27 protein-coding genes are annotated in these 21,902 nt (G+C 64.4%); 26 read left to right on the top strand and 1 reads right to left on the bottom strand.

The window, feature by feature from the left end; all coding sequences use genetic code 11:
* The first annotated feature begins 10 nt into the window (after positions 1 to 10).
* From JKL48_RS06820 to JKL48_RS06720, 21 genes are all read left to right on the top strand, one after another.
* Positions 11 to 541, top strand: coding sequence for a hypothetical protein (locus JKL48_RS06820; protein WP_201980378.1), 531 nt, complete (start codon positions 11 to 13; stop codon positions 539 to 541).
* A 176-nt stretch (positions 542 to 717) separates the two neighbouring features.
* Positions 718 to 2,166, top strand: a complete 1,449-nt coding sequence (locus tag JKL48_RS06815; RefSeq protein ID WP_201980376.1) for a S49 family peptidase — start codon at positions 718 to 720, stop codon at positions 2,164 to 2,166.
* Positions 2,167 to 2,225: 59 nt separating this feature from the next.
* Complete coding sequence (locus JKL48_RS06810) at positions 2,226 to 3,215, top strand: hypothetical protein (protein WP_201980374.1); 990 nt, start codon at positions 2,226 to 2,228, stop codon at positions 3,213 to 3,215.
* Between the two features lie 100 nt (positions 3,216 to 3,315).
* Positions 3,316 to 3,756 carry a hypothetical protein gene (locus JKL48_RS06805; protein WP_201980372.1) on the top strand — a complete coding sequence of 147 codons (441 nt, stop codon included), beginning with the start codon at positions 3,316 to 3,318 and terminating at the stop codon, positions 3,754 to 3,756.
* Between the two features lie 52 nt (positions 3,757 to 3,808).
* Positions 3,809 to 4,369: a hypothetical protein gene (locus tag JKL48_RS06800; RefSeq protein WP_201980371.1), complete on the top strand. Its 561-nt coding sequence runs from the start codon at positions 3,809 to 3,811 to the stop codon at positions 4,367 to 4,369.
* Between the two features lie 3 nt (positions 4,370 to 4,372).
* Positions 4,373 to 4,633 (top strand): hypothetical protein, encoded by a 261-nt coding sequence (locus JKL48_RS06795; RefSeq protein ID WP_201980370.1) that lies wholly within the window; start codon positions 4,373 to 4,375, stop codon positions 4,631 to 4,633.
* A 109-nt stretch (positions 4,634 to 4,742) separates the two neighbouring features.
* Complete coding sequence (locus JKL48_RS06790) at positions 4,743 to 5,408, top strand: hypothetical protein (protein WP_201980369.1); 666 nt, start codon at positions 4,743 to 4,745, stop codon at positions 5,406 to 5,408.
* Positions 5,405 to 6,685, top strand: coding sequence for a DNA modification methylase (locus JKL48_RS06785; protein WP_201980368.1), 1,281 nt, complete (start codon positions 5,405 to 5,407; stop codon positions 6,683 to 6,685). Before JKL48_RS06790 ends, JKL48_RS06785 begins: the two co-directional genes overlap by 4 nt.
* The gene (locus JKL48_RS06780) at positions 6,663 to 7,343 is read left to right on the top strand and encodes a hypothetical protein (RefSeq protein WP_201980365.1); all 681 of its coding nucleotides are present in this window, start codon (positions 6,663 to 6,665) and stop codon (positions 7,341 to 7,343) included. Before JKL48_RS06785 ends, JKL48_RS06780 begins: the two co-directional genes overlap by 23 nt.
* A 49-nt stretch (positions 7,344 to 7,392) precedes the next feature.
* Positions 7,393 to 9,021, top strand: a complete 1,629-nt coding sequence (locus JKL48_RS06775) for a hypothetical protein (protein ID WP_201980363.1) — start codon at positions 7,393 to 7,395, stop codon at positions 9,019 to 9,021.
* A gap of 335 nt (positions 9,022 to 9,356) precedes the next feature.
* Positions 9,357 to 9,680, top strand: coding sequence for a hypothetical protein (locus JKL48_RS06770; protein WP_201980360.1), 324 nt, complete (start codon positions 9,357 to 9,359; stop codon positions 9,678 to 9,680).
* A gap of 15 nt (positions 9,681 to 9,695) precedes the next feature.
* Positions 9,696 to 11,072: a hypothetical protein gene (locus JKL48_RS06765; protein WP_201980358.1), complete on the top strand. Its 1,377-nt coding sequence runs from the start codon at positions 9,696 to 9,698 to the stop codon at positions 11,070 to 11,072.
* A complete protein-coding gene (locus tag JKL48_RS06760) occupies positions 11,069 to 11,263 on the top strand; it encodes a hypothetical protein (RefSeq protein WP_201980357.1) in 195 nt (64 codons plus the stop codon). Before JKL48_RS06765 ends, JKL48_RS06760 begins: the two co-directional genes overlap by 4 nt.
* A gap of 1 nt (position 11,264) precedes the next feature.
* Positions 11,265 to 12,290 (top strand): DUF6712 family protein, encoded by a 1,026-nt coding sequence (locus JKL48_RS06755; protein WP_201980356.1) that lies wholly within the window; start codon positions 11,265 to 11,267, stop codon positions 12,288 to 12,290.
* A gap of 1 nt (position 12,291) precedes the next feature.
* Complete coding sequence (locus JKL48_RS06750; RefSeq protein ID WP_201980355.1) at positions 12,292 to 12,594, top strand: hypothetical protein; 303 nt, start codon at positions 12,292 to 12,294, stop codon at positions 12,592 to 12,594.
* A gap of 9 nt (positions 12,595 to 12,603) precedes the next feature.
* Complete coding sequence (locus JKL48_RS06745) at positions 12,604 to 13,011, top strand: hypothetical protein (RefSeq protein WP_201980354.1); 408 nt, start codon at positions 12,604 to 12,606, stop codon at positions 13,009 to 13,011.
* 26 nt (positions 13,012 to 13,037) lie between these two features.
* The gene (locus JKL48_RS06740; RefSeq protein WP_201980353.1) at positions 13,038 to 13,490 is read left to right on the top strand and encodes a hypothetical protein; all 453 of its coding nucleotides are present in this window, start codon (positions 13,038 to 13,040) and stop codon (positions 13,488 to 13,490) included.
* A 20-nt stretch (positions 13,491 to 13,510) separates the two neighbouring features.
* Positions 13,511 to 13,906: a hypothetical protein gene (locus tag JKL48_RS06735; RefSeq protein WP_201980350.1), complete on the top strand. Its 396-nt coding sequence runs from the start codon at positions 13,511 to 13,513 to the stop codon at positions 13,904 to 13,906.
* A 156-nt stretch (positions 13,907 to 14,062) separates the two neighbouring features.
* On the top strand, positions 14,063 to 14,305 hold the full coding sequence (locus tag JKL48_RS06730) for a hypothetical protein (RefSeq protein WP_201980349.1): 243 nt from the start codon (positions 14,063 to 14,065) through the stop codon (positions 14,303 to 14,305).
* A gap of 241 nt (positions 14,306 to 14,546) precedes the next feature.
* On the top strand, positions 14,547 to 15,530 hold the full coding sequence (locus JKL48_RS06725; RefSeq protein WP_201980347.1) for an amidoligase family protein: 984 nt from the start codon (positions 14,547 to 14,549) through the stop codon (positions 15,528 to 15,530).
* An 11-nt stretch (positions 15,531 to 15,541) separates the two neighbouring features.
* The gene (locus JKL48_RS06720) at positions 15,542 to 15,775 is read left to right on the top strand and encodes a hypothetical protein (protein ID WP_201980345.1); all 234 of its coding nucleotides are present in this window, start codon (positions 15,542 to 15,544) and stop codon (positions 15,773 to 15,775) included.
* Between the two features lie 7 nt (positions 15,776 to 15,782).
* Here the strand turns inward: JKL48_RS06720 and JKL48_RS06715 are convergent, their stop codons facing one another.
* Entirely contained in the window at positions 15,783 to 16,283 is a 501-nt protein-coding gene (locus JKL48_RS06715; protein ID WP_201980343.1) for a hypothetical protein, read from the bottom strand.
* A 143-nt stretch (positions 16,284 to 16,426) separates the two neighbouring features.
* Between JKL48_RS06715 and JKL48_RS06710 the strand changes: the two genes are divergently transcribed.
* The 5 genes from JKL48_RS06710 to JKL48_RS06690 are packed head-to-tail and all read left to right on the top strand — an operon-like array spanning position 16,427 to position 21,832.
* Complete coding sequence (locus JKL48_RS06710) at positions 16,427 to 17,257, top strand: hypothetical protein (protein ID WP_201980341.1); 831 nt, start codon at positions 16,427 to 16,429, stop codon at positions 17,255 to 17,257.
* A 9-nt stretch (positions 17,258 to 17,266) separates the two neighbouring features.
* Positions 17,267 to 17,803 carry a hypothetical protein gene (locus JKL48_RS06705; protein ID WP_201980339.1) on the top strand — a complete coding sequence of 179 codons (537 nt, stop codon included), beginning with the start codon at positions 17,267 to 17,269 and terminating at the stop codon, positions 17,801 to 17,803.
* Complete coding sequence (locus JKL48_RS06700; RefSeq protein ID WP_201980336.1) at positions 17,803 to 19,902, top strand: hypothetical protein; 2,100 nt, start codon at positions 17,803 to 17,805, stop codon at positions 19,900 to 19,902. The genes JKL48_RS06705 and JKL48_RS06700 overlap by 1 nt, the downstream gene beginning before the upstream one ends.
* Positions 19,899 to 21,359 (top strand): hypothetical protein, encoded by a 1,461-nt coding sequence (locus tag JKL48_RS06695; protein WP_201980334.1) that lies wholly within the window; start codon positions 19,899 to 19,901, stop codon positions 21,357 to 21,359. The genes JKL48_RS06700 and JKL48_RS06695 overlap by 4 nt, the downstream gene beginning before the upstream one ends.
* Positions 21,356 to 21,832, top strand: coding sequence for a hypothetical protein (locus JKL48_RS06690; RefSeq protein ID WP_201980332.1), 477 nt, complete (start codon positions 21,356 to 21,358; stop codon positions 21,830 to 21,832). The genes JKL48_RS06695 and JKL48_RS06690 overlap by 4 nt, the downstream gene beginning before the upstream one ends.
* The last annotated feature ends 70 nt before the right edge of the window (positions 21,833 to 21,902 follow it).

The following is a 21,902-nucleotide window of genomic DNA, read 5'->3' as shown; positions in this document are numbered from 1 at the left end:
GCGTAACCCCATGGAATACCCCCACCAGCACACCGCCCTCGATGTTTGGGTGAATTCCCTCTTATGGGACGGCGTCGTGTTTCAGCGCCGCACCCGCCGCATCGGCGTCAACGTCTTGCAGCACCCCGACCGGCTGGAGCTGGCCGTGCTCATCACGGTGCTCATCACGCACCACCACACCTTGCCCGATGGCACACCAGGCGAGGAAGCCCCCATTTTGTGCCCGCGCCGGATGCGGACCTACAAGGCCACTAACCACGAGGTGATTGCCTTGCCGGGCGGGGAAATCGTGTTTGAGCGCCAGCAGGAAACCGATGCCGAGTGGCGAGCGAAAATCGTCGACGACCCCCGCCCGCTGCTGCGCCGGGGCGATGCCTACGAGGCGCAGATGAACGCCGGCCCGCAGGACATGGTCGGCCCGGTGGAAGCCGCCATGATGGCAGCCAACGAGGCCCCCTATTTCATTTACGGCGACCCGGCCAACGGCCCAGCCATCACCCACGGCGATAGCCAACCCTACCGTGATGGCTTCCCTGCTTAAAGTTTTTGGCTGGCTGCTGCTCGCCGCCCTGGTCGTTTGCCTCTGCTGGAAGCTGCCGGCCGCTTACATGCTCCCAGGCAAGTAAACAAAAGCCCCGCCCCATCCGGCGGGGCTTTTTCGTGTCCTTTTTAGGGGTTCCGGGCGCCGGCAGCTTTGCAGACACTTAGCTGCCGCCGATGCATCCGTTACTCGCCCGAATTCTTGACTCGCCCTGGCTGATTAGCCCGGCGGTGGCCCAATCGTACCTGCCGGTGCTGCTCGGCTTGCAGGAGGGCCACATGCCCGATATGCGGGCGGGCCGGAACCTGGCGGAGCTGCGGGCGGAAATGCAGCCCCAGGACTACGTCATGGTGGTAAACGCCCACGGCGCCAGCACTGCGGTGCCGGTATACGCCGCCGGCCAAGGCGGGGCCACCAAGGCCCAGGCCAGCGCCGACCGCTGCCAGGTGCGCGTGGTGAGCTTAAGCGGCCCGTTGATGAAGGACGACCAGGAATGCGGCCCGCTGGGCATGAGCACCTTCGCCCGCTACATCCAGTCGGCTGGCCAAAACCCGGACATCGACGCGCTGGTGCTCAAAATTGACTCGCCCGGCGGGCAGGTGTATGGCACGCAGAGCCTGGCCGATGCCATCAAAAACTGCGGCAAGCCGGTGGTGGCCCTCTGCGACGACGGGCTGATGTGCTCGGCGGCGTACTGGATTGCCTCTTCCGCCAACGCCATCCTAGCCACGCACGAAACGTGCGTGATTGGCTCAATTGGCGTGATGGCCAGCTGGGCCGACAAGCAGGGCAAGCTGGAGAAAGACGGCGTGGTGTTTCACGAGGTGTACGCCTCGCAGTCGACGCAGAAAAACGCCGATTTCGCGGCCGCCAAGGCCGGCAACTACGGCCCCATGCAGGAGCGCCTCTCGGCCATCTGCGACCAGTTTATCGGCGCCGTGAGCGCCAACCGCGGCGACCGGCTCGACCAGAAGGCCGCCAAAAAAGCCGGCGCGCTGGCCGGCGCCACCTTTCACGCCGCCGAGGCCCAGGAGCTGGGCCTCATCGACGGCATGGGTTCCCTGCAGGATGCTTTCGCGCTGTGCGCGCAGCTGGTGCAGGAGCAGCGCACTTCCTCCGCCACCTCCTCAACCAACGCAAGTAAGATGGGACTTTTTGATAAAAAGGTGAGCCTTGGGGCCGCCATGCTGGCGCTCATGGGCGCCGAAACCGTGTCGGCCGAGCAAGCCGATGCCGCCAACGCCGAGCTCAAAGAGCTGGGCATTACGGGTGCTGCCCTCATCACGGCGGCCGCGCACGAGCAGCTGGAGACGGCGGCTGCCTCAGTGGCCACCCTCACCACGGCCAAAGACACGGCCGAGTCCTCGCTATTGGCCGTGAAAGGCGCCCTCACCGCCGCCGGCGCCACCGACGTGGCCGCCCTGGTGGCCAGCCGCGACGAGTGGAAGGCCAAGGCCGAAGCCTTCGGCAGCCAGGCCGGCGCGCTGGGCACCACGCCCCCCAAAGAAGCCAACGACGTGCAGGAAGGCACGGCCGCCAGCGAGGCCCAGAAGGCCATCGACGAGCTGCCCCACAACCAGGCGCTCGACAACAACCCGCTCTTCGCCGGCCGCCTCAAGGGCTAAGCCTGGCCGTTGCGCACCCCGCTTTTTCATTCATTTTCTCACTTTAAGCCCATACGCAGATGACCATTACGGACATCAAAACCGAATTTGGCAACTACTACATCAACCAGGGGCAGAACGCCGCCCGGCTGATTCAGTTGCTGTACCGCCCGTCCGTCACCGAGCAGCTCTTCCGCAGCATCGTGACCGACGACACCATCTGGCGCATGGCCAAGACGGCGTTTTCGCGCCTGTTGCAGCCGTTCCAGGCCGCCTGGACGCCGACCGGCTCGCTGACGGCCACGCCCATCAGCATCCAGCAGTTCCCCATGAAGGTGGACGTGCAGGAGACGCCCGACACGCTGGAGGCCACCTGGCTCGGCTTTCTGGCCGATTCCAGCCTGGACCGCAAGACGTGGCCCTTCGTGCGCTGGCTCATCGAGGCGCACCTGATTCCCCAGATTCTGGAGGAGTACGAACTGAACGAAATCTACGCCGGCGTGCGCGTGGAGCCCACCGCCGGCGTGGCCGGCGCCAGCGGCACGGCCATGGACGGCATCCGCAAGAAAATCAACGATTTTGTGAGCGCCGGCCGCACCACGCCGATCGCGCTGGGGGCCATCCCGACCGACCCGGTGAGTTTCGTGAACTACATCGAGGCGTTCTGCGACGCGTTTTCGAAGCGCTACTACAACGTGCCGATGTACGTGAACGTGAACGAGACGCTGGCCCAGCGCTACGCCCGCGGCAAGCAGGCCAAGTACGGCAAGGACTTCAACATGGCCGCCCGCGTGCCCGGCACGCCCGACGTGGCCGATTTCCTGGGCACGGCCAACACGGTGGAGTTCACCAAGCACAAGCTCGTGGGCCTGCCCTCGATGGGCGCCTCGGCCAAGGTGTGGGCCACCCCGCTCGACAACACGGTGAAACTGGCCAAGAAGAGCCAGAACATGGGCATCTTCCAGCTGGAAAACGTGGACCGGCAGGTGAAGCTCTACACCGACTTCTACAAAGGCGTCGGCTTCTACTTGCCCGAGGCCATCTTCACCAACGACCAGGATTTGGTGTGAGGTAACGAACGGCCGCCGGCCTTCCCTGCAGCAGGGGAGGCTGGCTGGCTTTTTTGCTGGTATTCGTAGTCGTTTTCTCACTTAGTCATTCTTCCCTGTCATGGGCAAAAATCAAAACACGGCGCCGGCGGCCGACCAAACTGCCGACAACACGGTGGACCTGCAGGCGCAGCTCGACCAGGCCATCGCTGACCGTGCGCAGGCCATTGCCGAACTGGCGGCCGCCAAGTCGGAGCGTGACCAGGCCATTGCCGAGCGCGACCAGGCCCGCACCGAACTCGACGAGAAGGCGGAGGAGCTCAACCAGGCCGAGTTGCTCATCGAGGAGCAAACCGGCAAGCTGGCGGCGGCGGAAGTGGCCTCGGCCGAAGGCCCGGTGGTGGTGACCCACGCCAAGGAGCAGTACCGCGTGCTGGCCCCCAAGTTCCAGCACAACGGCCTCATCGTGGAGGCCCGCAGCCTGACCGCGAACCCCGAGCTGGTGCGCCAGCTGGTGGAGGCCGAGTCGGGCGTGCTGCAAAAGGTGGAAGCCACTGCCTAGCCGCTAGAACCGGCATTCAATCAATTTTTCAGCCTCTCTCATTCATCCCAACATGGATTTATTTGATTTGCCAGGCCTGGGCGGCAAGGACAACACGCCGGGCCTGAAGGGCAACATCTTCATTGCGGCCGAGGACACGTTTGCCGTCATCCAGGGCTTCAAGACGACCACGGCCGCCGGCGACTCGGTGACCATTGCCGGCTCGCACAGCTTCCTGGCCACGTATGGCTTTATTCAGGTGTACTCGACCCAGGACACGGCCCAGTTCAAACTCGACCCGGTGGGCGAGCGCGACGGCCGCGGCAAGAAGGCCACCGGCGAGTTCTTCAACCCCGGCAACACGAAGCAGGCGGCCGAGTTCGACCGCATCATCAAAAACCGCAGCTGCATCGTGCTGGTGCAAACGCCCGAGGGCGTGTGGCTGCAGTTTGGCGGCAAGGGCCTGGGCCTGGAAGTGCTCGGCAGCTACGACACCGGCAAGCTCTCGGGCGGCCGCCGGGGCTTTATGTACAAGGTGGAAGGCTACCAGAACGGCCTGCAGTTCTACGAGGGCGACATCGTGCGCCCCGATGGTTCCAAAATCAACGCCCTGACCGGCGTGGTGACGCCCTAAGCGATGGACCAGCCCACCCTGGCCCTGCGGCCCGAAGTGGCCGCCCGCTACGCCCTGAGCGCAGCGGGCCACACGCGCCTGTTTGTCACGCGCCTGGACCGCGAAGTCGACCTGACCCAGATTAGTCTGGAAGAGGCCGACGAGCTGATGGCGCTGCCCGGCGGCTTTGAGTGGCTGGTGCCGGTAGCGCCGCCCGTAGACGAAGCGGGGGCCGTGGTATCCGCCACGGCCCCCGCAAGGGCAAAAAGTAAAAAGGGTGCCTGAGCAAGCATCGTGAGGGACAAGGGTAGCACCCTTTTTCGCGCCTCGGCCATTGGCCGGGGCGCTTTTTTTTGTCCTTTTCGCTAGGAAAGATACGCGCAAAGTTTGCAACGTGAAGGAGATACGGGAGTGGTTGGCAAATGGCGGGCAGGACTATGCCCAGGGCGTGGCCCTGTACGCGGCCCACGGCAAGAGCCGGGTGCTGCTGCGTAGCCTGCAGTACGGGGCTACCGATTTTACGCGCGCCACGCTCAGGCGGGAGTTGGAGAAGCTGGCAATTGCCGGTGATGTCACCACAAATGTCCCTTCAGGTGTCACCACAAATGTCAGAGTAAATGACACAGTAAATGTCCTGGTAAAACAAAACGCAACGAAATCGTTGCAAAATGTGGATAGCTCGTCCCATAATGTAGATAGCTCGGTGGCCACTGATACGCGCAAGCAGCGCAGCGCCTGGTTTGCCGAGCGCGACTTCCTGCACGCCCGCCTCGAGCTGCTGGCCACCGATGCCGAGCGCCACGCCAGTGCCCTGCGCATCCTGGACCTGAGCCAGCTGCTGGCCGCCAGCTACGACCAGGAGCGCGGCCGCGCGGTGTCGGCGCCGGTGGCCACGCCCCGGCCCGACCTGGCGGCCATTGCCGATGCGGGCGAAATCCGCCGGCTGCTGGCCAACCTGCGCCCGCAGGCCTCCAAACTCAAACGCAACCCCGACCGCGCCGCCGATTTGGCCCAGGCGCTGGCCGATATCCATGTACTAGAAACCAAGCTGAAGCCATGAGTGAAGTAGGAATTGTGAAGTTGAAATGGCACACCGCCCAGCGCCGCGTGCGCGACCTGGTGCCCTATGAGTTTAACCCGCGCATCTTGGAGGATGAGGGCTACGCGCGCTTGCTGGCCAGCATCGAGGAGTTTGACCTGGCCGAAATCCCGGCCGTGAACGCCGACGAGGTGGTGCTGGCCGGCCACCAGCGCCTGCGCATTCTGCTCGATTTGGGCCGCGGCGACGAACTCATCGACGTGCGGATGCCCAACCGCCTGCTCACCGAGCAGGAGGCCAAACGCTACAACGTAACGAGCAACGTAGGCGCCGGCATCTGGGACTACGAGAGCCTGGTAAAGAACTTCGCGGATATTGATTTAGGAGCGTTGGCCGATGCCAGCCTGCTGGATGGCATCGCCGCCTTCAACCTGGCCGCCCTGCAGGCGCTGCCGGCCGAGGAGGCAGAAGTAGACCTCACGCCGCCGGCGGAGCCCATCAGCGTGCTCGGCGACGTGTACGAGTTCGAGAGCGAAGGCCTGGCGCTGGTGCACCGCCTGGTGTGCGGCTCGTCGATTGATTCGCTGGTGGTGGAAACGGCCTTGGGCGCCGGCGTGCTGGCCGACCTGGTGAACACCGACCCGCCTTACAACGTGGCCTACGAGGGCAAAACGAAGGACGCGCTGCGCATCGAAAACGATGACATGGCCGACAATGACTTCTACCAGTTTCTGCGCGACTTCTACACCAACTGCTACGCTTACATGCGCCCGGGCGCGCCCATTTACGTGTTTCACGCGGATTCGGAAGGCGCCAACTTCCGCCAGGCCTTCAAGGATGCCGGGCTGAAATTAAGTCAGTGCTTAATCTGGGTAAAGCAGGCCTTCGTGATGGGCCGGCAGGATTTTCACTGGCAGCACGAGCCGATTCTCTACGGCTGGAAGGAAGGGGCGGCGCACACGTGGTGCTCCGACCGCAAGCAGACGACGGTGCTCAACTTCGACCGCCCGCAGCGCAACGCGGAGCACCCGACGATGAAGCCGCTGGACATCCTGGAGTACCTGGTGAATTGCTCCAGCAAGCCGGGTGCCATCTGCTTCGATGGCTTTGGCGGCTCCGGCTCGCTGCTGGTGACCTGCGAAATCACCGGCCGCCAGGCCCGCGTAGCGGAGCTCGACCCGCGTTACGTCGACGTGCACGTGCGGCGCTGGGTGAAGTTCATGCGCGACAACAACCGGCGCTTTACGGTGTCGAGAAACGGGGAGGAACTGAGCGATGGAGAGCTTAGCGCCTACTAACCCGAACTACACCGGCAGCACCGAAACGGTGCTCGACCGCATCCGGGCCTCGTACCTGAACGAGGGCGCGGAGGCCCGCCTGAGCGCGGCCGACATCGCCCGGCGCACCGAGCTGGAGGCGGCCCACGGCCTGCTCACCAACTATCACTCGCTGGAGCAGGCCGTGCCGCTGCTCATGGGCCGCTACGAGCTAAGCCGGGCCACGGCTTACCGGCGCTGCAACGAGGCCATTCGGCTGTTTGGCGACGTGACGCGGGCCTACAAGGACGGCGTGCGCCACATCCTGTACGAGATGTCGATGAAGGTTTTTCAGCTGGCGGCCGGCCGCAAAGACGAGTACAAGAACGCGGCGCCCGACCTGAAGGCCATGAATGCGGCCATCAAAAACATGGCGGTATTGAAAGGCCTCGACAAGGAGGATACCAACGCGCTGAGCCCGGAAGTGCTGGCCAACAAGACCTACGTGGTGAACATCACCATCCAGGGCAAGGACGGCCAGCCGCAAACCGTGGCCCTGAACTCGCTCGACAAAATCGAGCCCGAAACCTATGCGCAACTGATTGACGCGGTGGAGAACAGCGATTTGAGCCTGGAGCAGATGCGCGGGCTGCTAGACAAAACCGAAAGCGAGGAGGAAGATGGAGACGAGCCCCGTTAATGTTGATTTAAAGCCGCTGCAGTTCAACCGGCCGCAGCTGCGCTTCGTCATGACGACACCCTCCAGTGCCAATTCGGTCTGGAGCCGCGCTACGGGCAAGTCGAGCAAGATTGCCTGGCTGATTCACCGCATCGTGACCGAAATGCCCCGCAGCTGCTGGGGCATTGTAGGTTCGACGTATCAGCAGATTCTGACCCGCACGCTGCCCTCGACGATTGCGAGCCTCGAGCGCATCGGCTACTACAAGGACGTGCACTACTTCATCGGCCGCAAGCCACCGCCCTCCTGGGGGTGGCCCGAGCCGTTTCAGCGCCCGGTGAAGTACGACAACTTCATCATTTTCTACACCGGAGCCGGTTTTCACTTAATTACGCAAGACGGGGGCGGGGGCAGCTCGCGCGGCATGAACCTCGACGGCTACATCGCCGACGAGGCGCTGCTGCTCAACCGCGAAAAGCTCGGTACCGACGTCATTGCCTCGAACCGGGGCAACGTCGATTACTGGCCCAAAGCCACGCTGCACCACGGCAAGTTTCTGTTTTCGTCGATGCCCTGGGGCGACACGGGCAAGTGGCTGCTCGACGATGCGGCCTACTACGCCGAGGACGGCTACGATTTTCAGAAAATCCGCGATGCGATGATTGCGCTGCAGCTCCAATTCGTGGACACGCGCAGCCAAAAAAAACGCCTCGACTTATACGCCGAAATCCGCCAGTTGAGCAGCCAGTTGCGGTTTTACCCGAATCCCAAGCGCATCGGCAAGGGCCATCTGAGTATTCCCAAGGGCCTGCTCTATTCGGAGGCCAACATTTTCGATAACCTGCAAAACGTGGGCATCGGCTACCTGGAAGACCAGCGCCGGGAGCTGTCGGATTTCGTGTTCATGATTGAAATCCTGAACAAGCGGCCGGCGACCGTAGAGGCGGGTTTCTATCCCAAGCTCGACGTGGCCCACCACGCCCAGGAGTGCCCCAACAACGACTACGTGGCCGGCCTGGAGTTCAACCTGCGCAAGCTGGGGGCCCACGACAGCCGGATGGACGGTGATTGCCGCAGCCACCAACCCATCCGGGGCGCCGTGGACTGGGGCAGCAAAATCAGCACGCTCACCCTGGCCCAAATCCACGCTGACGTGCGCGAGTACCGCTTCCTGAAGGGCCTATACGTCAAGCACCCCAAACTCATCGATGACCTGGCGGACCTCTTCATTCGCTACTACCAGCACCACCTGGTGAAAGTGTTCGAGTTCATTCAGGACAACGAGTGGGGCAATGCGCGCCGCCCGGATAGCAGCCTGACTTACAACCAGCAGTTCGCCGAGCGGCTGAAGGCGGCAGGCTGGCGGGTGCGGGTGTTCGACCAGGGCCGCGTGCCCGACTACGGGGAGCGGTACCGCCTGGCTTACGAGCTGCTGGGCGAGACCGATGAGCGGCAGCTGCGCATCCGCTTCAACAAAGTGAACTGCAAAGACCCGCTCACGGCCATGAGCCTAGCTCCAGTGAAGCAGGGCACGCGCGGCGAAATCCAGAAGGATAAAAGCAGCGAACGCAAGCTCACGCTGCCTGGCCAGGAGGCCACTCACTTCACCGACATCATCGACCTGCACTTCCTCAGCATTGACAAGCACGTGGCCCGCAGTACTGGCCAGGGCGGCGGGCTGCTGCTCGTGAGTGCATAGGTACCAACCTCCAGCCCATTCGGTACCAAGGCGGCAATTGCCGATAAAAACAGAATCCAAACACTCAAAGGCCCCTACCGCATCGGCAGGGGCCTTTTTCGTGCCCTACCTGGCATATATCCTTTTTTTTGGGCCTGGCAATTGCCATCCGGCCGACAGTGCGCGTTGGGGTGCCCAAAGACAAAATGAGAAAATATAATTCTCAAAACGGCAAAAAAGGGCCTTGAATGGCCCGTGCGGGCGGTTGGCAGTGAGATTGGCGTTTTTGCAGTCGCCCGCTGCTTGGTTTGCTGTCCTTTTTTTCGCTGGTGCGGTGCGGGAGTTTTGCCACCGTGATGGAAGGGACGATGCGGTTGGTGGAAGCACTGGAAATGATGGAGACGGCACAGGAGCCGTTCACGCTGCGCTTTGTGACGGTGGACCGGAAACGGAAAACCGGCGGCCAGGTGCGCGAGTGGACGGGGTGCCGCTTATCCGGCCGGCAGCGGAGGGAAGGAAGAGCGAGTGAGGGAGCTAAAGATGCTTCGACTGCCTCAGGCATGCCGGCGCACTACGCCAACGGGACACGGAATGTGGTGGTGGGAAACGGGACGCAGCGGCGCAAGGTGCACATCTGGCTGCTGCTGGCCCTGAATGGGAAGAAAATCGTGTTGGGCTAAGGGCCCGGTAAATCAATGACTCGAATTGTAGTGAACCCGGAGGCCACCATGGCCTTCGCGGAAGGGAGCGGCGCAGTGTTTCGGCTCAACGCCGGGCCCATGGGCGCCGGCAGCGGCGCGCCCCAGGCCAAGAAGGCGAAAGGCCAGGACATCGAGCCCACGGACCCGCAGAAGCGGTACCTGGGCTTTGCCTTCGGCGACATGGCGCCGTGGGGCGACGACAACCTGTTTCCGCAGCAGGTGCTGGCCGACATGGAGAAAAACACCATTCTGCCCAGCGTGCTGGAGCGCAAAACGGCCATCATGTACGGCGAAGGCATCGTCTACGGCATCGTGGAGGGCTTCGATGCGGACGGAAACGAGGTGTTCAAGCGCCAATCGGTGCCCGAAATCGACGAGTTTATCCGGCGCACGCGCCTGAATCGGTACGGATTCGAGGCCCTGCACGACATCAACGTGTTCGGCAACGCTTTCCCGGAACTGATTCTGAGCAAGGACCGGAAGAAAATCGTGGGCATTTCGGCCCAGGAAGCCATCTGGTGCCGCTACCAGAAGCCCCAGCAGGGCAAGTTTCAGCTCGTGTACATCAACGCGAACTGGGATTACGGCGGGCATCCGGACGATGAGTACACCACGAAGGTGCCCATCATCGACCCGTACTACGACGCGGTCGGGAATTTGCAGGCCCGCACTGATTCGTTCAAGTACATCTACCCGCTGAGCGTGCCGAGCCCCGACAAGGCCTTCTACCAGCTGGCCAGCTGGAACTCGGTGCGGCGCAGCGGGTGGCTGGACGTGATGGCGGCCATCCCGGAGTTCAAAAAGATGCTGTTTAAAAACCAGCTCTCCATCAAGTACATGGTGACGATTCACCACCTGTACTGGGACTGGAAGTACGGCGACTGGGAGGGCAAAACCCTCGACGAGCGGCGCGGCCTGATTGAGGCGGAGCTGAAGGCCTTCAACGACGTGCTGGCCGGCACCAACGGGGCCGGCAAAACGCTGATGACGACCACCATTCGCAACGCGAAAGGGGAGGACATCGAGGCGTTTAAGGTGGCGGCCATCGACGACAAGCTCAAGGACGGCCTCTACATCGAGGACTCGGCCGAGGCGGCTTCGCACGTGTACACGGCCGTGGGCGTGGCCCCGGCCCTGATGGGCGTTTCGCCCGGCAAGGGCATGGGCGGCGGGGCCGGCGGCGGCTCGGAGCCCCGGGTGATGTTCAACAACCTCATCAGCACGGTGACTTTTCACCAGAGCCTGGTGCTGGAGCCGCTGGAATTGATTGCGGCCTACAACGGCTGGGACCCGCGTCTGAAGTGGCGCTTTCAGATTCCCAAGGCCATGAGCATGAGCGCCACCCTGAACGCCCAGCAGGAAACGAAATGATAACGCTGCATTTCTCGCACTGGTGGCTGCTGCTGGTACTGGCTCTGGTGCTGCTGTTCGTCATAAGCCGCCAGGACGGCGGCAGCGGCCCCGCTGGCGCCCTCGCCTTCGTGCTCGTGGCCCTGCTCTGCTTGGCCATTTTTCTCATCGCGCTGGCCGCTATGGTCGGCTTTAGCCTCGGGCACAACTGATATGGAGAACCGGACCCTGATTCAAACCATGGACGAGCTGCGCGAGCACGTGGCCGTGAACGTGAACAACGACCTGGAGCTGCTGCTGCCCGACTTGGACTTGGTGCAGGACCAGGACCTGCGGCCGCTGCTCGGCGATGCCTTCCTGCAGGAGTTGCTGGCTAAGAAGGCGGCCGGCACGCTTGGGCCGGTGCTCATGGAGGTGGTGCGCTACCTGCAGAGCGGGCTGGTAAACCTGGCCCTGGCCGAAAACCTGCCCCTGGCCCAGGTGCAGGTCTCGGATTCGGGCGTGCACATCAGCTCGACCGGCGACAAGAAAACGGCCTTCCAGTGGCAGGTAAACGAGTTGCGGGCGGCGTGGGTGCGCAAGGGCTTCAACTTCCTGGAGCGGGCCCTCGACGTGCTCGACCAGCACCTGGACGACGCCTCGGTGGCGACCTGGGCCACGTCGGAGGCCGGCACGCGCTCGCACCAGTACTTCGTGAACACGGCGGCGCAATTTTCAGCCCACTACAACATCGGCCGCTCGCGCCTGGTGTACCTGGCCCTGCTGCCCACGCTGGCCAAGGTGGAGCGCTTCAGCCTGGAACCGGTGCTGGGCCTCGACTTCTACCTGGAGCTAAAAGAGCAGGTGAAGGACCGCGACGTGACGGTGGACAATCAGCAGCTGCTCGACTTGTTCGTGCGCCCGGCGCTGACCAACCTGACGGTGGCCAAGGCCGTGCCCGAAATTGGCCTGAGCCTCAACGGCTCGGCCCTGGAGCTGAACGTGTACCGCTTCGACGACACGGAGCGCCAGCAGTCGGACTCGCGGCCGGGGGCCCCGCTGGTGGACCTGCTCCAGCAGAAGGTGCGCGCGGCCGTCGAAGACGGGCACGTGTACCTGCAGCGGCTGCGGGCCTACCTCAACGCCAACGCCTCGGCCACGCGCTTTGCCACCTACTTCACTTCGGCTGTGTACCAGCCGGCCGGCCCGCGCCCGGTGGTGCGGAATGACCAGGCTTCGGCCGCTTACGGGGCTTTTTAAAATGGATTTAACGATTCGCATCATTGCCACCCTCATCAGCTTGCTGGGCGTGGCGGCTGGCATTTACAACATCGTCTCGTCGCGCAGCCACTACAAACAGGGCAAGCACGACGAGAAAGTAGACCAGGCCCTGGCCCTGAGCCAGCGCAACGAGCAGAACATTGCCAACCTGACCCAGCGCGTCGACGAGCGCGAAGCCCGGACCAAAGAGCGTCTCGACCAGATTGGGAAGGACGTGGCCGACGTGAAAAAGCTGTTCCAGGATTTCATCATTGACAACCTGCGGGCAATGACCCGCCATTAGCCCTTCCTTATGCGCGCTTTTCTGCACGACCGCAACCCACAGCACCTGGCCTGGTACCAGCTGGCCTGGGGCTGGATTCTTCGCCACAACGAGCTGCACCTGGCGCTGCTCATCGCCTTGTGCTGGTACCCCAGCCAGTTGGCCATGGAACACATCTGGCCCGACTCGGCCCCGCTCTCGGCTACCCAGCTCGACAAAATCAAGCTCTCGGCCCTGGTTTTCGTGTTCGGGCACGGCTTTTTGTGGCTGGGCATGCGCTTCAACCTGCCCATTCTTCCCCGCTGGCTCAAAAAACGCTTCACTCGAACCTTCTTATCCCTCACCTCGTGGCAAAAAATGCAATTCTTCGCCTTTCTCTGGTCTGCTTACTTGGTGGCCTGGGCCATCATCTGGCATGGGGCCAGCCAATCCGCGTAGTTTCGCCGGCGGTGCAGGCGGGCCGGGTGGCCTGCCTGCTGGAGTGGTACGAGGCGCAGCGCGACGTGCGGGAGGCCACCGGCCACAACGACGGCCGCCAAGTCGAGGCCTACCAGCGCGTCACGGGCAATTACCACACGGAATGGTGCGGCTCGTACCAGGCGGCGGGGCACCAGCACTGCGGCATGCCGTTCCCGGCGGGGGCCGGCCTGGCGGCCAACTGGTACCTGCCCGGCAGCCCGCGCACGTTCTATATCCAGGGCGTGCGCGGCAGCGTCGACGACCTGCAGCCGGGCCACAACGCCGGCATCTGGAGCCCGAGCAAGCACCGAGTGGGCCACACCACCGGCGTGGTGGCGCGCACCCGCAACGGCTTCATCACCAGCGAAGGCAACACCGGCAGCCGGGCCACGGCCGGCGTACACCGCCTGAGCCGCAGCAAGGGCGAAATCTATGCCGGCTCGGATTGGACCCATTAACATGAAAACGTGGATTGACTATGCCCTATCTCTTACAAACAGCCCTGCTGCGGGCCCTGGGGTTGTTGCTGGCCGGCCTGGCCCTGCTCAGCAGCTGCAACCGGGAGGCTTGGCAAAGCCAGCCTTTAAGCCACGAGGCCGACAGCCTGATTAAGGCCACCCTGCCCAGCGCCCGGAAGATAGTGATTCGGGCACCGGTGAACATCGTGGTGCAGCACGGCAACAACAACGTGGCCAATCCCGTCGCGACCGGCAAAACCAAGGCCGCGGCGGCAGCCATCGGCGCCGGCAGCCAGGCGACGGCTAAGCCGGGTGGCACGCCCTGGTGGGTATTCGGGCTGGTGGCGGTGGCCGGGGCCGCTGGCTGGGAATGGTTGCGCAGCAAAATCCCCTTCTTTTCCTTTCTCAAACCCTAAGCCCCTATCTTCGCCCCGCGAATATTCCGGGAAATACAACCAACCGCCCTCGGCCGTCAGAAAACGGTCGGGGAAGTAGAGGGGGAGCATGACCCCTATGCTTTGGGCCGTTGGTCCGGAATATTCGCAGCGATTTTCCCCGACTTGCTCCGGCTCATGAATCCATTCGACCCTTCCGGCGACCTAGACGATGACGGCACGCCGAACCTGCCCCTGGTGACGGTGCGCGGGGTGAAGGACGCCGATGTGTGGCGGTGCTTTGAGCGGTATAACCTGCAGTTCAACCCCCCCAGCGACACGGAGCGGAAATTGGTCGAGGTCATTGTGGCCTTGGAAGAGATGGTGACCGACCAGGAAACGACCATCACCCGGCTTCGAAAACGCCCAGCAGCTGAATAACTAAAAAGGCCCCTGCTCACGCGGGGGCCTTTTACATTCACCAGCGTACCATTCTCAGGGGGTACGTTGATGGCACAAAGATAGGGCGCCGCGCGGGGGAATTGCACGGTGCCAGTCGACGATTCCACTGGGCATGGAATCTGCGCTAAATGACTCAAAAACAAGTTAATTCACTTGACTTGGGGGCCAGAAGGATGCGTTGTTTGTCATACTAAACGACAGCAAAACAACGCCTTACGCCATGACCGCCGCCCAAATCCTCGCCACGACCGGAACGACTAAAACCTGGAAGATGCAGCAGCTCTTCGCCCTGGGCCTGACCCGCCGCGAAGTAGCCGCGATGATGCAGGTCGGCTACGGCTTCGCCCAGAACGTGTACGCCGCCTGGATGGCCGCCGGCGCCCAGCGGGCCCTGGTAACGCCCACCCGCACGGCCACCGCCCAAGCCCTGGCGCCCTTCACCCCGGGCCGCTTCACCCGCACCTTCGGCGTCGAAATCGAAGCCTTCGGTGTCACCCGCGCCGCCCTGCTGGCCGAGCTGCGCGCCCAGGGCCTCGAAGCCCGGGACGAGCACTACAACCACGACACCCGCGCCCACTGGAAAATCACCAGCGACTCCAGCATCAGCGGCGCCAACGCCTTCGAACTGGTCAGCCCGGTACTGCAGGGCCTCGAAGGCCTGGCCGACCTGGAGCGCGCCTGCCGGGCCCTGAAAATCTGCGGCGCCCAGGTCAACAGCAGCTGCGGCCTGCACGTGCACCTGGGCGCCGGCGACCTAACCATCGAAAATATGCGCCAGCTGGTGCGCAACTACCTGGTCCTGGAGCCCACCATTGACCAGCTCATGCCCGCCGCCCGCCGCGGCAACGCCGCCACCTACTGCCAGGGCCTGCTGCGCGGCCGCACCCAGGCCCAGGCCGAGCAGGATATCCTCGCCGCCACCACGGTGCAGCAACTCGGCGCCGCGGCCAACGGCAGCGGCCGCTACTACAAGGTGAATATGCAGAGCTACTTCCGCCAGCAGACCATCGAATTTCGCCAGCACAGCGGCAGCACGGACTTTGAAAAAATCAGCTTTTGGGTAAAATTCCTGGCCAACTTGGTCGACTACTCCAAGCAGCGCCTCGTACCCCCGGCGCTGCCCGTAGCCGAATTTGCTACTTTTAACCAGCGCGACATCGTAACCTACTACCAGCGCCGGCGTACGGCGCTGGCCACCCGCTAAGCGACCCCTACATGAAATACGAAATACTAGGTGGCGGCCACATTGAGGCCGCCACCCCCGTCGAACTCGTCGAAGCCCTGCGCATCCTGGACCTGCAATGGGTGCACTCGGTCGGCATCGAGGACTTTATGGAGAACATGGCCGAGGCCTGCAAAATGCAAACCGGCGCCATCGTCCGGACGGATTCGGTGGTCAATTTTCTACACGACCTGCAGCAAGGCGGGTTTATCACGCCCGTCCTATGAGCGACCCTCAACGCGGGCGAAATACCAACCGCTTCTTGGCCTTTGCTCGCTTGCCGTGATTGGTTACGCGCTTTACGCTCCGAGGAATGGCAAGAAGTCTCAGGTGTGCGTGAAAGGGAAGAATCCAACTCATGTCGGTTGTTTCAGGTCCCCAATTAGCATTCGAGTTGCCCTGTGCGCCGTTGTACACTGCCCAGCTCCCGAGACTAGTTCGGTATTCGGCATGGAAAAACAAATCTTCGTTATCGACGGAAAAGAGGTGAATGGACTGAGGTAATACAGCCAGGGTATCATCCAGAACCTGATAGGCACCGCCGCTCAGGGGCTTTGAGCGAACAAAACGCACCCCGTCTTCTGTAGTGCTTGAACAAATCATTTTGTAGCGGTCGCTCGGGTCCTCGTCGACTTCAACGGCCCAGCCCGTTATTACCTGAGGTTCACGGTCACTCCCAGGGTGGAAGTCGAATACCTGCTTGGATGCGCGGTTAATGGTTCTGATTCTGGCCATGGGAATAGTAAAAAGCGGGTGTTAACAGAAGAGATGCAAGGGCACGAAAGATAGCAGGCCCCGTCCAATAGGCGGGGCTTTTTCGTGTCCTTTTTTGGGTTGGGCCATGGCCGGAGCTTTGGCTCAACCAACTGCTCCGACCCTTGGAAGAAGTAACAATTAATGGCCGCCTTCGCCTGGTGGCCTCCACCTGGAATGAGTTGACCCGGCCGCTGTTGCTGCGGGTGCTGGGCGTGCTCTACAGCCCCAATCCAGACGAGCGGCAGCTGCGCATCCGCTTGCTGGCGGTGCTGCTGCAGGTGCCGCTGGCCACCGTGGTGCTGCGCTTCACGGCCGTGCAACTCTGCCAAATCAAGTGGCTCACGGATTTCGTGCTGGCGTCGGTGGGCCTGACCACGCAGCTGCTGCCCTGGGTGCGGCTGCCCTGGCGCCGCGACTGGCGCCGCCGGCGCTGGTGGGGGCCCCGCGAAAGCCTGCGCAACGTCAGCTTTGGCGAGTTCATCTTCGCCGATGCTTACTTCCTGGCCTACGTGACGGGCCAGCAGCCGGCGTTTCTCGACCTGCTGGTGGCCACGCTCTACCGGCCGCAGCGCCGGCCCTACCGGCCCCACGCCGCGACCTACGGCGGCGACCGCCGGCAGGACTTCAACGAGTACCTGGTGCGCCGCCGGGCCGAGCGGCTCACCCACTTGCCCCCCGAACAGAAGCTGGCCGTGCTCACCTGGTACCGGGGCTGCCGGGAGCAGTTGGAGACGGACTTCCCGCTGGTGTTTGAGCCCTCGCAGCAAGCAGATGTTTCCGCCCCGGGCACTACCAGTTGGGGCCAGGTGCTGCGCGAGCTCAGCGGCCAGGCCTTCGGTACGCTGAAGGAAACCGCCCAGCAGCCCATCCGCCTGGTGCTGGCCAAAATGCAGGACGATGCCCACCGCGCCAAAGAGCTGGCCCGTCAGGCCCGCGAAAACGCCCCTCACTAACCCCCTCGTATGCGCCACCTCGAATACACCACCCTGTTTCGCACCCTGGCCGAACGCCACCTGCAGGTGCAGCACCGACCCGACCAGGTGCGCTTCGTGCGCCTGATTCTCTCCTCCGACCCCCTTCAGAAAGTGATGGACTTCGAGGAGTTCTACGGCGGGCTGAAGCACAAAATCGACCTGCGCGACGGCAGCGCCTGCCTCGTGCTGGAAAACTACCAGGCCGACTACAGCGACAACGACGGCGACTTTACCGGCAAAGAGCACCACGGCGCGTTCCTGATCCTGCGGCCGGTGAAGGCCGGCGACTACGACCAGCGCGACGCCGTCATCGACGCCTGCGAAGCCATCGGCGAAGACATCATGGCGGCCGCCATCGCCCAGCTGCGGGCCCGGGAGCGGCCGGTGCGCATTTCGCCGGGCGACGTGCTGGCCGAGGCCGTGGGCCCGGTGGGCAGCCACTTCTACGGGGCCCGCTTCAATTTTTCCTTCCGCTCCCCGGCCACCCCGGAGCTGTGCTACGACCCCACTAAATTCTCTTCCTGATGGCCGGCGAACGTTTAGCGACCCAACGCGTTTTTATTCACGCCGCCAACATGCAGGTGGGCTCCTGGGTGGAGCTCTGGCTGGGCACGGCCTACCGGCGCTTCACGGCCATCTCGGAGAACAGCACCCCGACGCCCAGCGAGTTCGGGCTGCGCACGCTACTGAGTTCGACCGACGCCGACCAGGCCCAGACCAACACGGTGCAGGCCTTTGCCTACGCCGTGCAGCAGCGGCTGGGGCAAATCGGCATCGCCGGCGACTACACCGTGACGGTGGCCTACGGCACGGGCCTGGCCGCCGGCGTGGCCCAGGCCTGCGTGGTGCAGGCCGTTGTCTACGACCCCTTCTGGGACTTTCGCCTGCCGTCCAGCGACCAGGTGTACCTCAACGGCAACACCGGCTTCAGCTGGTACGCCACGCCGGAGGACACCATCCGCCCGGTGCGGGTGGCCGAAACGCACACGCCCACCGGCGCCTTCGGCACGGCCACCGGCGCCATCGCCCTGGTGGCCAGCAACGGCACGGTGGGCACCTACGCCTACCGCTGGGCCGACGCCGGCGCCCCGCTCACGGCCAGCCGCACGGGCCTGGCCGCGGGCTCCTATTCGTGCACCGTCACCGACGCGAGCGGGGCCAGCACCACGGTGGTCGTGGCCATCACCGAGGACCCGCGGCTGGACGTGCTCGTCAGCCGCACCGACAACAACGTCACGCTGGTGCCCAGCGGCGGCCTGGCGCCCTATGCTTACCAGTGGACCGATGGGCCCACGACGGCCACGCGCCTGGGCCTGCCGGTCGGCACCTACGCCTGCACCGTGACCGACGCCCGGGGCGCGAGCCAGGCCATCACCTTCACGGTCGACCCCTACCGCTTTTACTGGAGCAAAAACCCGGTCACCCTGGCCCTGGACGCCGGGGACGCCTATCGCCTCGACCCGAGCACCAAGCCCCAGCTGAGCTTCGTGTGCGAGGTGTGGGTGGAGGAAGTGTACCGCAGCAACGTCTTCACCCGCATCGGCCCGGTGCAGGAGCAGCCCGCCGACCGCGACGGCCGCACCGTCTTCGATGCCCAGGCCCTGCTCGACGATTACCTCACGGAGCACCTGCCCGCGCTGAACCAGGCCCGCCCCAGCCGAGCCGACAGCCTGTTTCGGCGTTTTTATTTCAAGTACGCCGAGAAGTACGGCACGCCGGCGGTGGCCGCGGCCCTGAGCAGCCAGGCCCAGCACTACGTGGTGCTCGGCGGGCTGGACTTCTTCGCGGCCCCGGCCGGCACCTGGTTCGACTACCAGGCCCGGGTGCAGCCGTTTCTGACCTGGGAGCCGGATAACAAAGCCGTGCGGGCCGACCAGCCGGAGTACCTCTACTTCATGGCCGACTCGTTTGCCCTGACCGATTTTCAGGTGCAGGTGCGCTTGTTGTACGCCGATGGCACGGCGGGCCAGCTCACGGCCTTCACTGTGCCGGGCGTGCACCGCTTCGAGGTGTACTGCCTGCCGGTGGGCTACCGGGCCCTGGGCCTGGGCGGCAGCGGCCTGAGCGCCGGGCCGGCCGTGGTGGGCTGGCAGGTGTGGGTGAGCGACGCCGCGGGCGTGGCCCAGACCGAGCGCCGTACCTACGCGCTGGCCACCGACTACGTGGCCCGGCCGCGCTACTTCCTCTACACCAACAGCCTGGGCGGGGTGAGCACGCTGGCCAGTACCGGCGACGCCAAAACGGCGCTCGACGTGCAAGTGGAGGAAACCGAGCGGGCGCTGCCGGCCGGCTACGACCCGCTGCTGGGCGACACGCTCCCCACCGACCGCTCGGGCGTGCTCACGCTCAGCGTGAGCAGCGGCGACTTGCGGCGCGACCAGCTCGTGGCGGCCCAGGACCTGCTGCTCTCGCTCCGGGTGACGCTGCAGGCCCAGGACGCCTACTTTCCCGGCCGGGTGAAGGCCAAGTCCCTGCCGCTGGTCGACGAGGCGCCGGGCGAGTTGAACCGGCTGGAGTTCGACTTCCTGCTGCCCCGCCAGCGGCGCTTCACCCCGCGCCTGCCGGCCAGCGCCGCGGGCCGGCCCATCGCGCCGGTGCGCGGGGGAGGAGGGGCGCAGCCGTGATTCGCTTCCAGACCCCGGCCGGCGAGGTGCTGAGTTTGCCCGGCGGCGACATCAGCTTCGAAATCGCCAACCCCTACTTCCAGACCGACGCCATTCCCGGCATCACCACCTACCCGTTCGACCTGGCGGCCGACGGCGCCAATTCGCGGCTGCTGGGCTGGCCCCGGCTGCAGCGCGGCGCCGGCGGCCCGGCGCCGGTGGTGGTGGATTGCTACCTCTACGGGCAGCGCTGGAAGCGCGGCAGCCTGGTGTACCGCGGCTTCGATGCCCAAAAGAACGTGTACCGCACCAATTTTGTGGCCGACGCCTCCGACCTGGCCAAGCAGCTGGCCGCCGTGAAGCTGCCCGACCTGGTAGTGCCCGACCTCGTGTTTGCCCCCACCGGGCCGGGGCAGGCCGGCTACGTGCTGGCGCCGGTGCGCAACACCGAATTCTTCGACGACAAGAACCCGGCCTTTAAAGGCATCCTCAACGCGCCTGGGCTGGGCGCCGCCGGGCCCAACCAGGTGTACGTGCCCATGCTCTACCTCGTGCCCGCCCTGCGGGCCATCCTGGCCACGTTTGGCTACACGATAACAGGCAGTTGGGTCGACGACCCCGAAATCCAGTCCTTGGTCATCTACTCTGACCGCGCACTGCCGGCCTCGCAGGCCGTGGGCAGCCCCTTTAATCCCGCCCGGCACTTGCCGGCCATCACCGTGGCCGAAGCGCTGCTGGGCCTGCAAAACCAGTTCTGCCTGGGCCTGTACTTTCAGACCAGCACGCAGCAGGTGCGCATCACGGCCCTGCGCGAGGTAGTGCAGCGCGGCCCCTACACGGCCCGCCCAGGGGCGGTGCTTACCAGCGCGGGCCCCAACGCTACCACCGGCTTTACGCTCAAGCAGGACCCGGATACAAACGACGAGCTGGACAAAACCCTCGACATCGGCTGGCAGCAGTTGGTGATTGGTGCCGGCGGCGAACCAATCACGGCCGCGGCCGGCACGCTGCACCTGGTGCGGGAAGAGAACCCCAACGCGGCCGGCCGCCAGTGGCTGGTGCCGGCCATCTCGGCCAAGGGCGCCTCGGCCGAGTACGAACTGGGCGACGACTCCCGCACCGGCCTGCGGCTGCTCTTCGACCGCGGGCTGCAGAACGATAGCCAGGGCCAGCCCTACCGGCTGCTCAGCCCGGGCACAACGAACTACGCCGGTGCGTCGGTGGGCGCGTATTCCCTGCGCTGGGACGGCCCCCAGGGCTTGTACGCCACCTGGCACAAGCCCTGGCTCGACTTCCGCAGCCGGGCCGTGCCGAGCGAGTACGAAGTGCCGTTTCGCATCGCCGACCTGCTCACCCTCGACCCGGCCGGCCACGAGCTGGTCGAGCAGCACCTGCTGCTCTGGGAGAAAGTCCAGGTAAAGGTCAGCGCCGGCAGCCGCCTGCAATCCGCCACCATTTCGTACCGGGAACTGCTATGAGCCAGGACATCGCCCTCACCAGCCAGGCCTTCGGGGCCAACGAGCGCCAGCTGGCCCTCGACTGGCTCAAGTACACCGTCGAGCATTGGCAGCGCAACCTGGTCAAGCAGCGCATCGGCAGCAGCCAGGAGCTGCTGCGCAGCCTGCGCGGCTGGCTGGCCGAGCAGGCCGGGGGCGACACGCTGCGCCTGCGCCTGGCCTACGCCGTGCAGGGCGTCTTCGTGGAACTGGGCGTGGGCCGGGGCCTGGGCGCCGGCGTGCGCCAGGACCAGGGCGCCGACTACTACCGCCTGCGCAACGAAAAGGGCCAGCTGCACCGCCACGTGCGCAAGGCCAAGAAGTGGCGCACCAAGCAGCTGGCCCGCGACCAGCACCGGCTGGGCGAGTTGATGAGCGAGTTAACGGGCCGCACGCTCGTGGCCCTGGTGGCGTCCAATACCCAGGGCCCGACCGAAGTGCAGGTTACGTTCTAAGCGTTTCGGCTGTCCTTTTCTCCCGTTGCCCGCGCGTGCAGCTTTGCGGCTGAACGTAGGAGAACCGAAG

The sequence above is a fragment of the Hymenobacter rubidus genome, assembly GCF_016734815.1.
Lineage (GTDB): Bacteria > Bacteroidota > Bacteroidia > Cytophagales > Hymenobacteraceae > Hymenobacter > Hymenobacter rubidus.
Note: the sequence above shows the minus strand (reverse complement) of the source record. Positions and strands in the feature narration are given on the sequence as shown.

What these genes read in the sequence shown, in the direction of transcription:
- JKL48_RS06820 (WP_201980378.1), top strand. Translation starts at nt 11, where the DNA reads ATGGAATACCCCCACCAGCACACCGCCCTCGATGTTTGGGTGAATTCC.
- JKL48_RS06815 (WP_201980376.1), top strand. Translation starts at nt 718, where the DNA reads ATGCATCCGTTACTCGCCCGAATTCTTGACTCGCCCTGGCTGATTAGC.
- JKL48_RS06810 (WP_201980374.1), top strand. Translation starts at nt 2,226, where the DNA reads ATGACCATTACGGACATCAAAACCGAATTTGGCAACTACTACATCAAC.
- JKL48_RS06805 (WP_201980372.1), top strand. Translation starts at nt 3,316, where the DNA reads ATGGGCAAAAATCAAAACACGGCGCCGGCGGCCGACCAAACTGCCGAC.
- JKL48_RS06800 (WP_201980371.1), top strand. Translation starts at nt 3,809, where the DNA reads ATGGATTTATTTGATTTGCCAGGCCTGGGCGGCAAGGACAACACGCCG.
- JKL48_RS06795 (WP_201980370.1), top strand. Translation starts at nt 4,373, where the DNA reads ATGGACCAGCCCACCCTGGCCCTGCGGCCCGAAGTGGCCGCCCGCTAC.
- JKL48_RS06785 (WP_201980368.1), top strand. Translation starts at nt 5,405, where the DNA reads ATGAGTGAAGTAGGAATTGTGAAGTTGAAATGGCACACCGCCCAGCGC.
- JKL48_RS06780 (WP_201980365.1), top strand. Translation starts at nt 6,663, where the DNA reads ATGGAGAGCTTAGCGCCTACTAACCCGAACTACACCGGCAGCACCGAA.
- JKL48_RS06775 (WP_201980363.1), top strand. Translation starts at nt 7,393, where the DNA reads ATGACGACACCCTCCAGTGCCAATTCGGTCTGGAGCCGCGCTACGGGC.
- JKL48_RS06770 (WP_201980360.1), top strand. Translation starts at nt 9,357, where the DNA reads ATGGAAGGGACGATGCGGTTGGTGGAAGCACTGGAAATGATGGAGACG.
- JKL48_RS06765 (WP_201980358.1), top strand. Translation starts at nt 9,696, where the DNA reads ATGACTCGAATTGTAGTGAACCCGGAGGCCACCATGGCCTTCGCGGAA.
- JKL48_RS06760 (WP_201980357.1), top strand. Translation starts at nt 11,069, where the DNA reads ATGATAACGCTGCATTTCTCGCACTGGTGGCTGCTGCTGGTACTGGCT.
- JKL48_RS06755 (WP_201980356.1), top strand. Translation starts at nt 11,265, where the DNA reads ATGGAGAACCGGACCCTGATTCAAACCATGGACGAGCTGCGCGAGCAC.
- JKL48_RS06750 (WP_201980355.1), top strand. Translation starts at nt 12,292, where the DNA reads ATGGATTTAACGATTCGCATCATTGCCACCCTCATCAGCTTGCTGGGC.
- JKL48_RS06745 (WP_201980354.1), top strand. Translation starts at nt 12,604, where the DNA reads ATGCGCGCTTTTCTGCACGACCGCAACCCACAGCACCTGGCCTGGTAC.
- JKL48_RS06735 (WP_201980350.1), top strand. Translation starts at nt 13,511, where the DNA reads ATGCCCTATCTCTTACAAACAGCCCTGCTGCGGGCCCTGGGGTTGTTG.
- JKL48_RS06730 (WP_201980349.1), top strand. Translation starts at nt 14,063, where the DNA reads ATGAATCCATTCGACCCTTCCGGCGACCTAGACGATGACGGCACGCCG.
- JKL48_RS06725 (WP_201980347.1), top strand. Translation starts at nt 14,547, where the DNA reads ATGACCGCCGCCCAAATCCTCGCCACGACCGGAACGACTAAAACCTGG.
- JKL48_RS06720 (WP_201980345.1), top strand. Translation starts at nt 15,542, where the DNA reads ATGAAATACGAAATACTAGGTGGCGGCCACATTGAGGCCGCCACCCCC.
- JKL48_RS06715 (WP_201980343.1), bottom strand. Translation starts at nt 16,283, where the DNA reads ATGGCCAGAATCAGAACCATTAACCGCGCATCCAAGCAGGTATTCGAC.
- JKL48_RS06705 (WP_201980339.1), top strand. Translation starts at nt 17,267, where the DNA reads ATGCGCCACCTCGAATACACCACCCTGTTTCGCACCCTGGCCGAACGC.
- JKL48_RS06700 (WP_201980336.1), top strand. Translation starts at nt 17,803, where the DNA reads ATGGCCGGCGAACGTTTAGCGACCCAACGCGTTTTTATTCACGCCGCC.
- JKL48_RS06690 (WP_201980332.1), top strand. Translation starts at nt 21,356, where the DNA reads ATGAGCCAGGACATCGCCCTCACCAGCCAGGCCTTCGGGGCCAACGAG.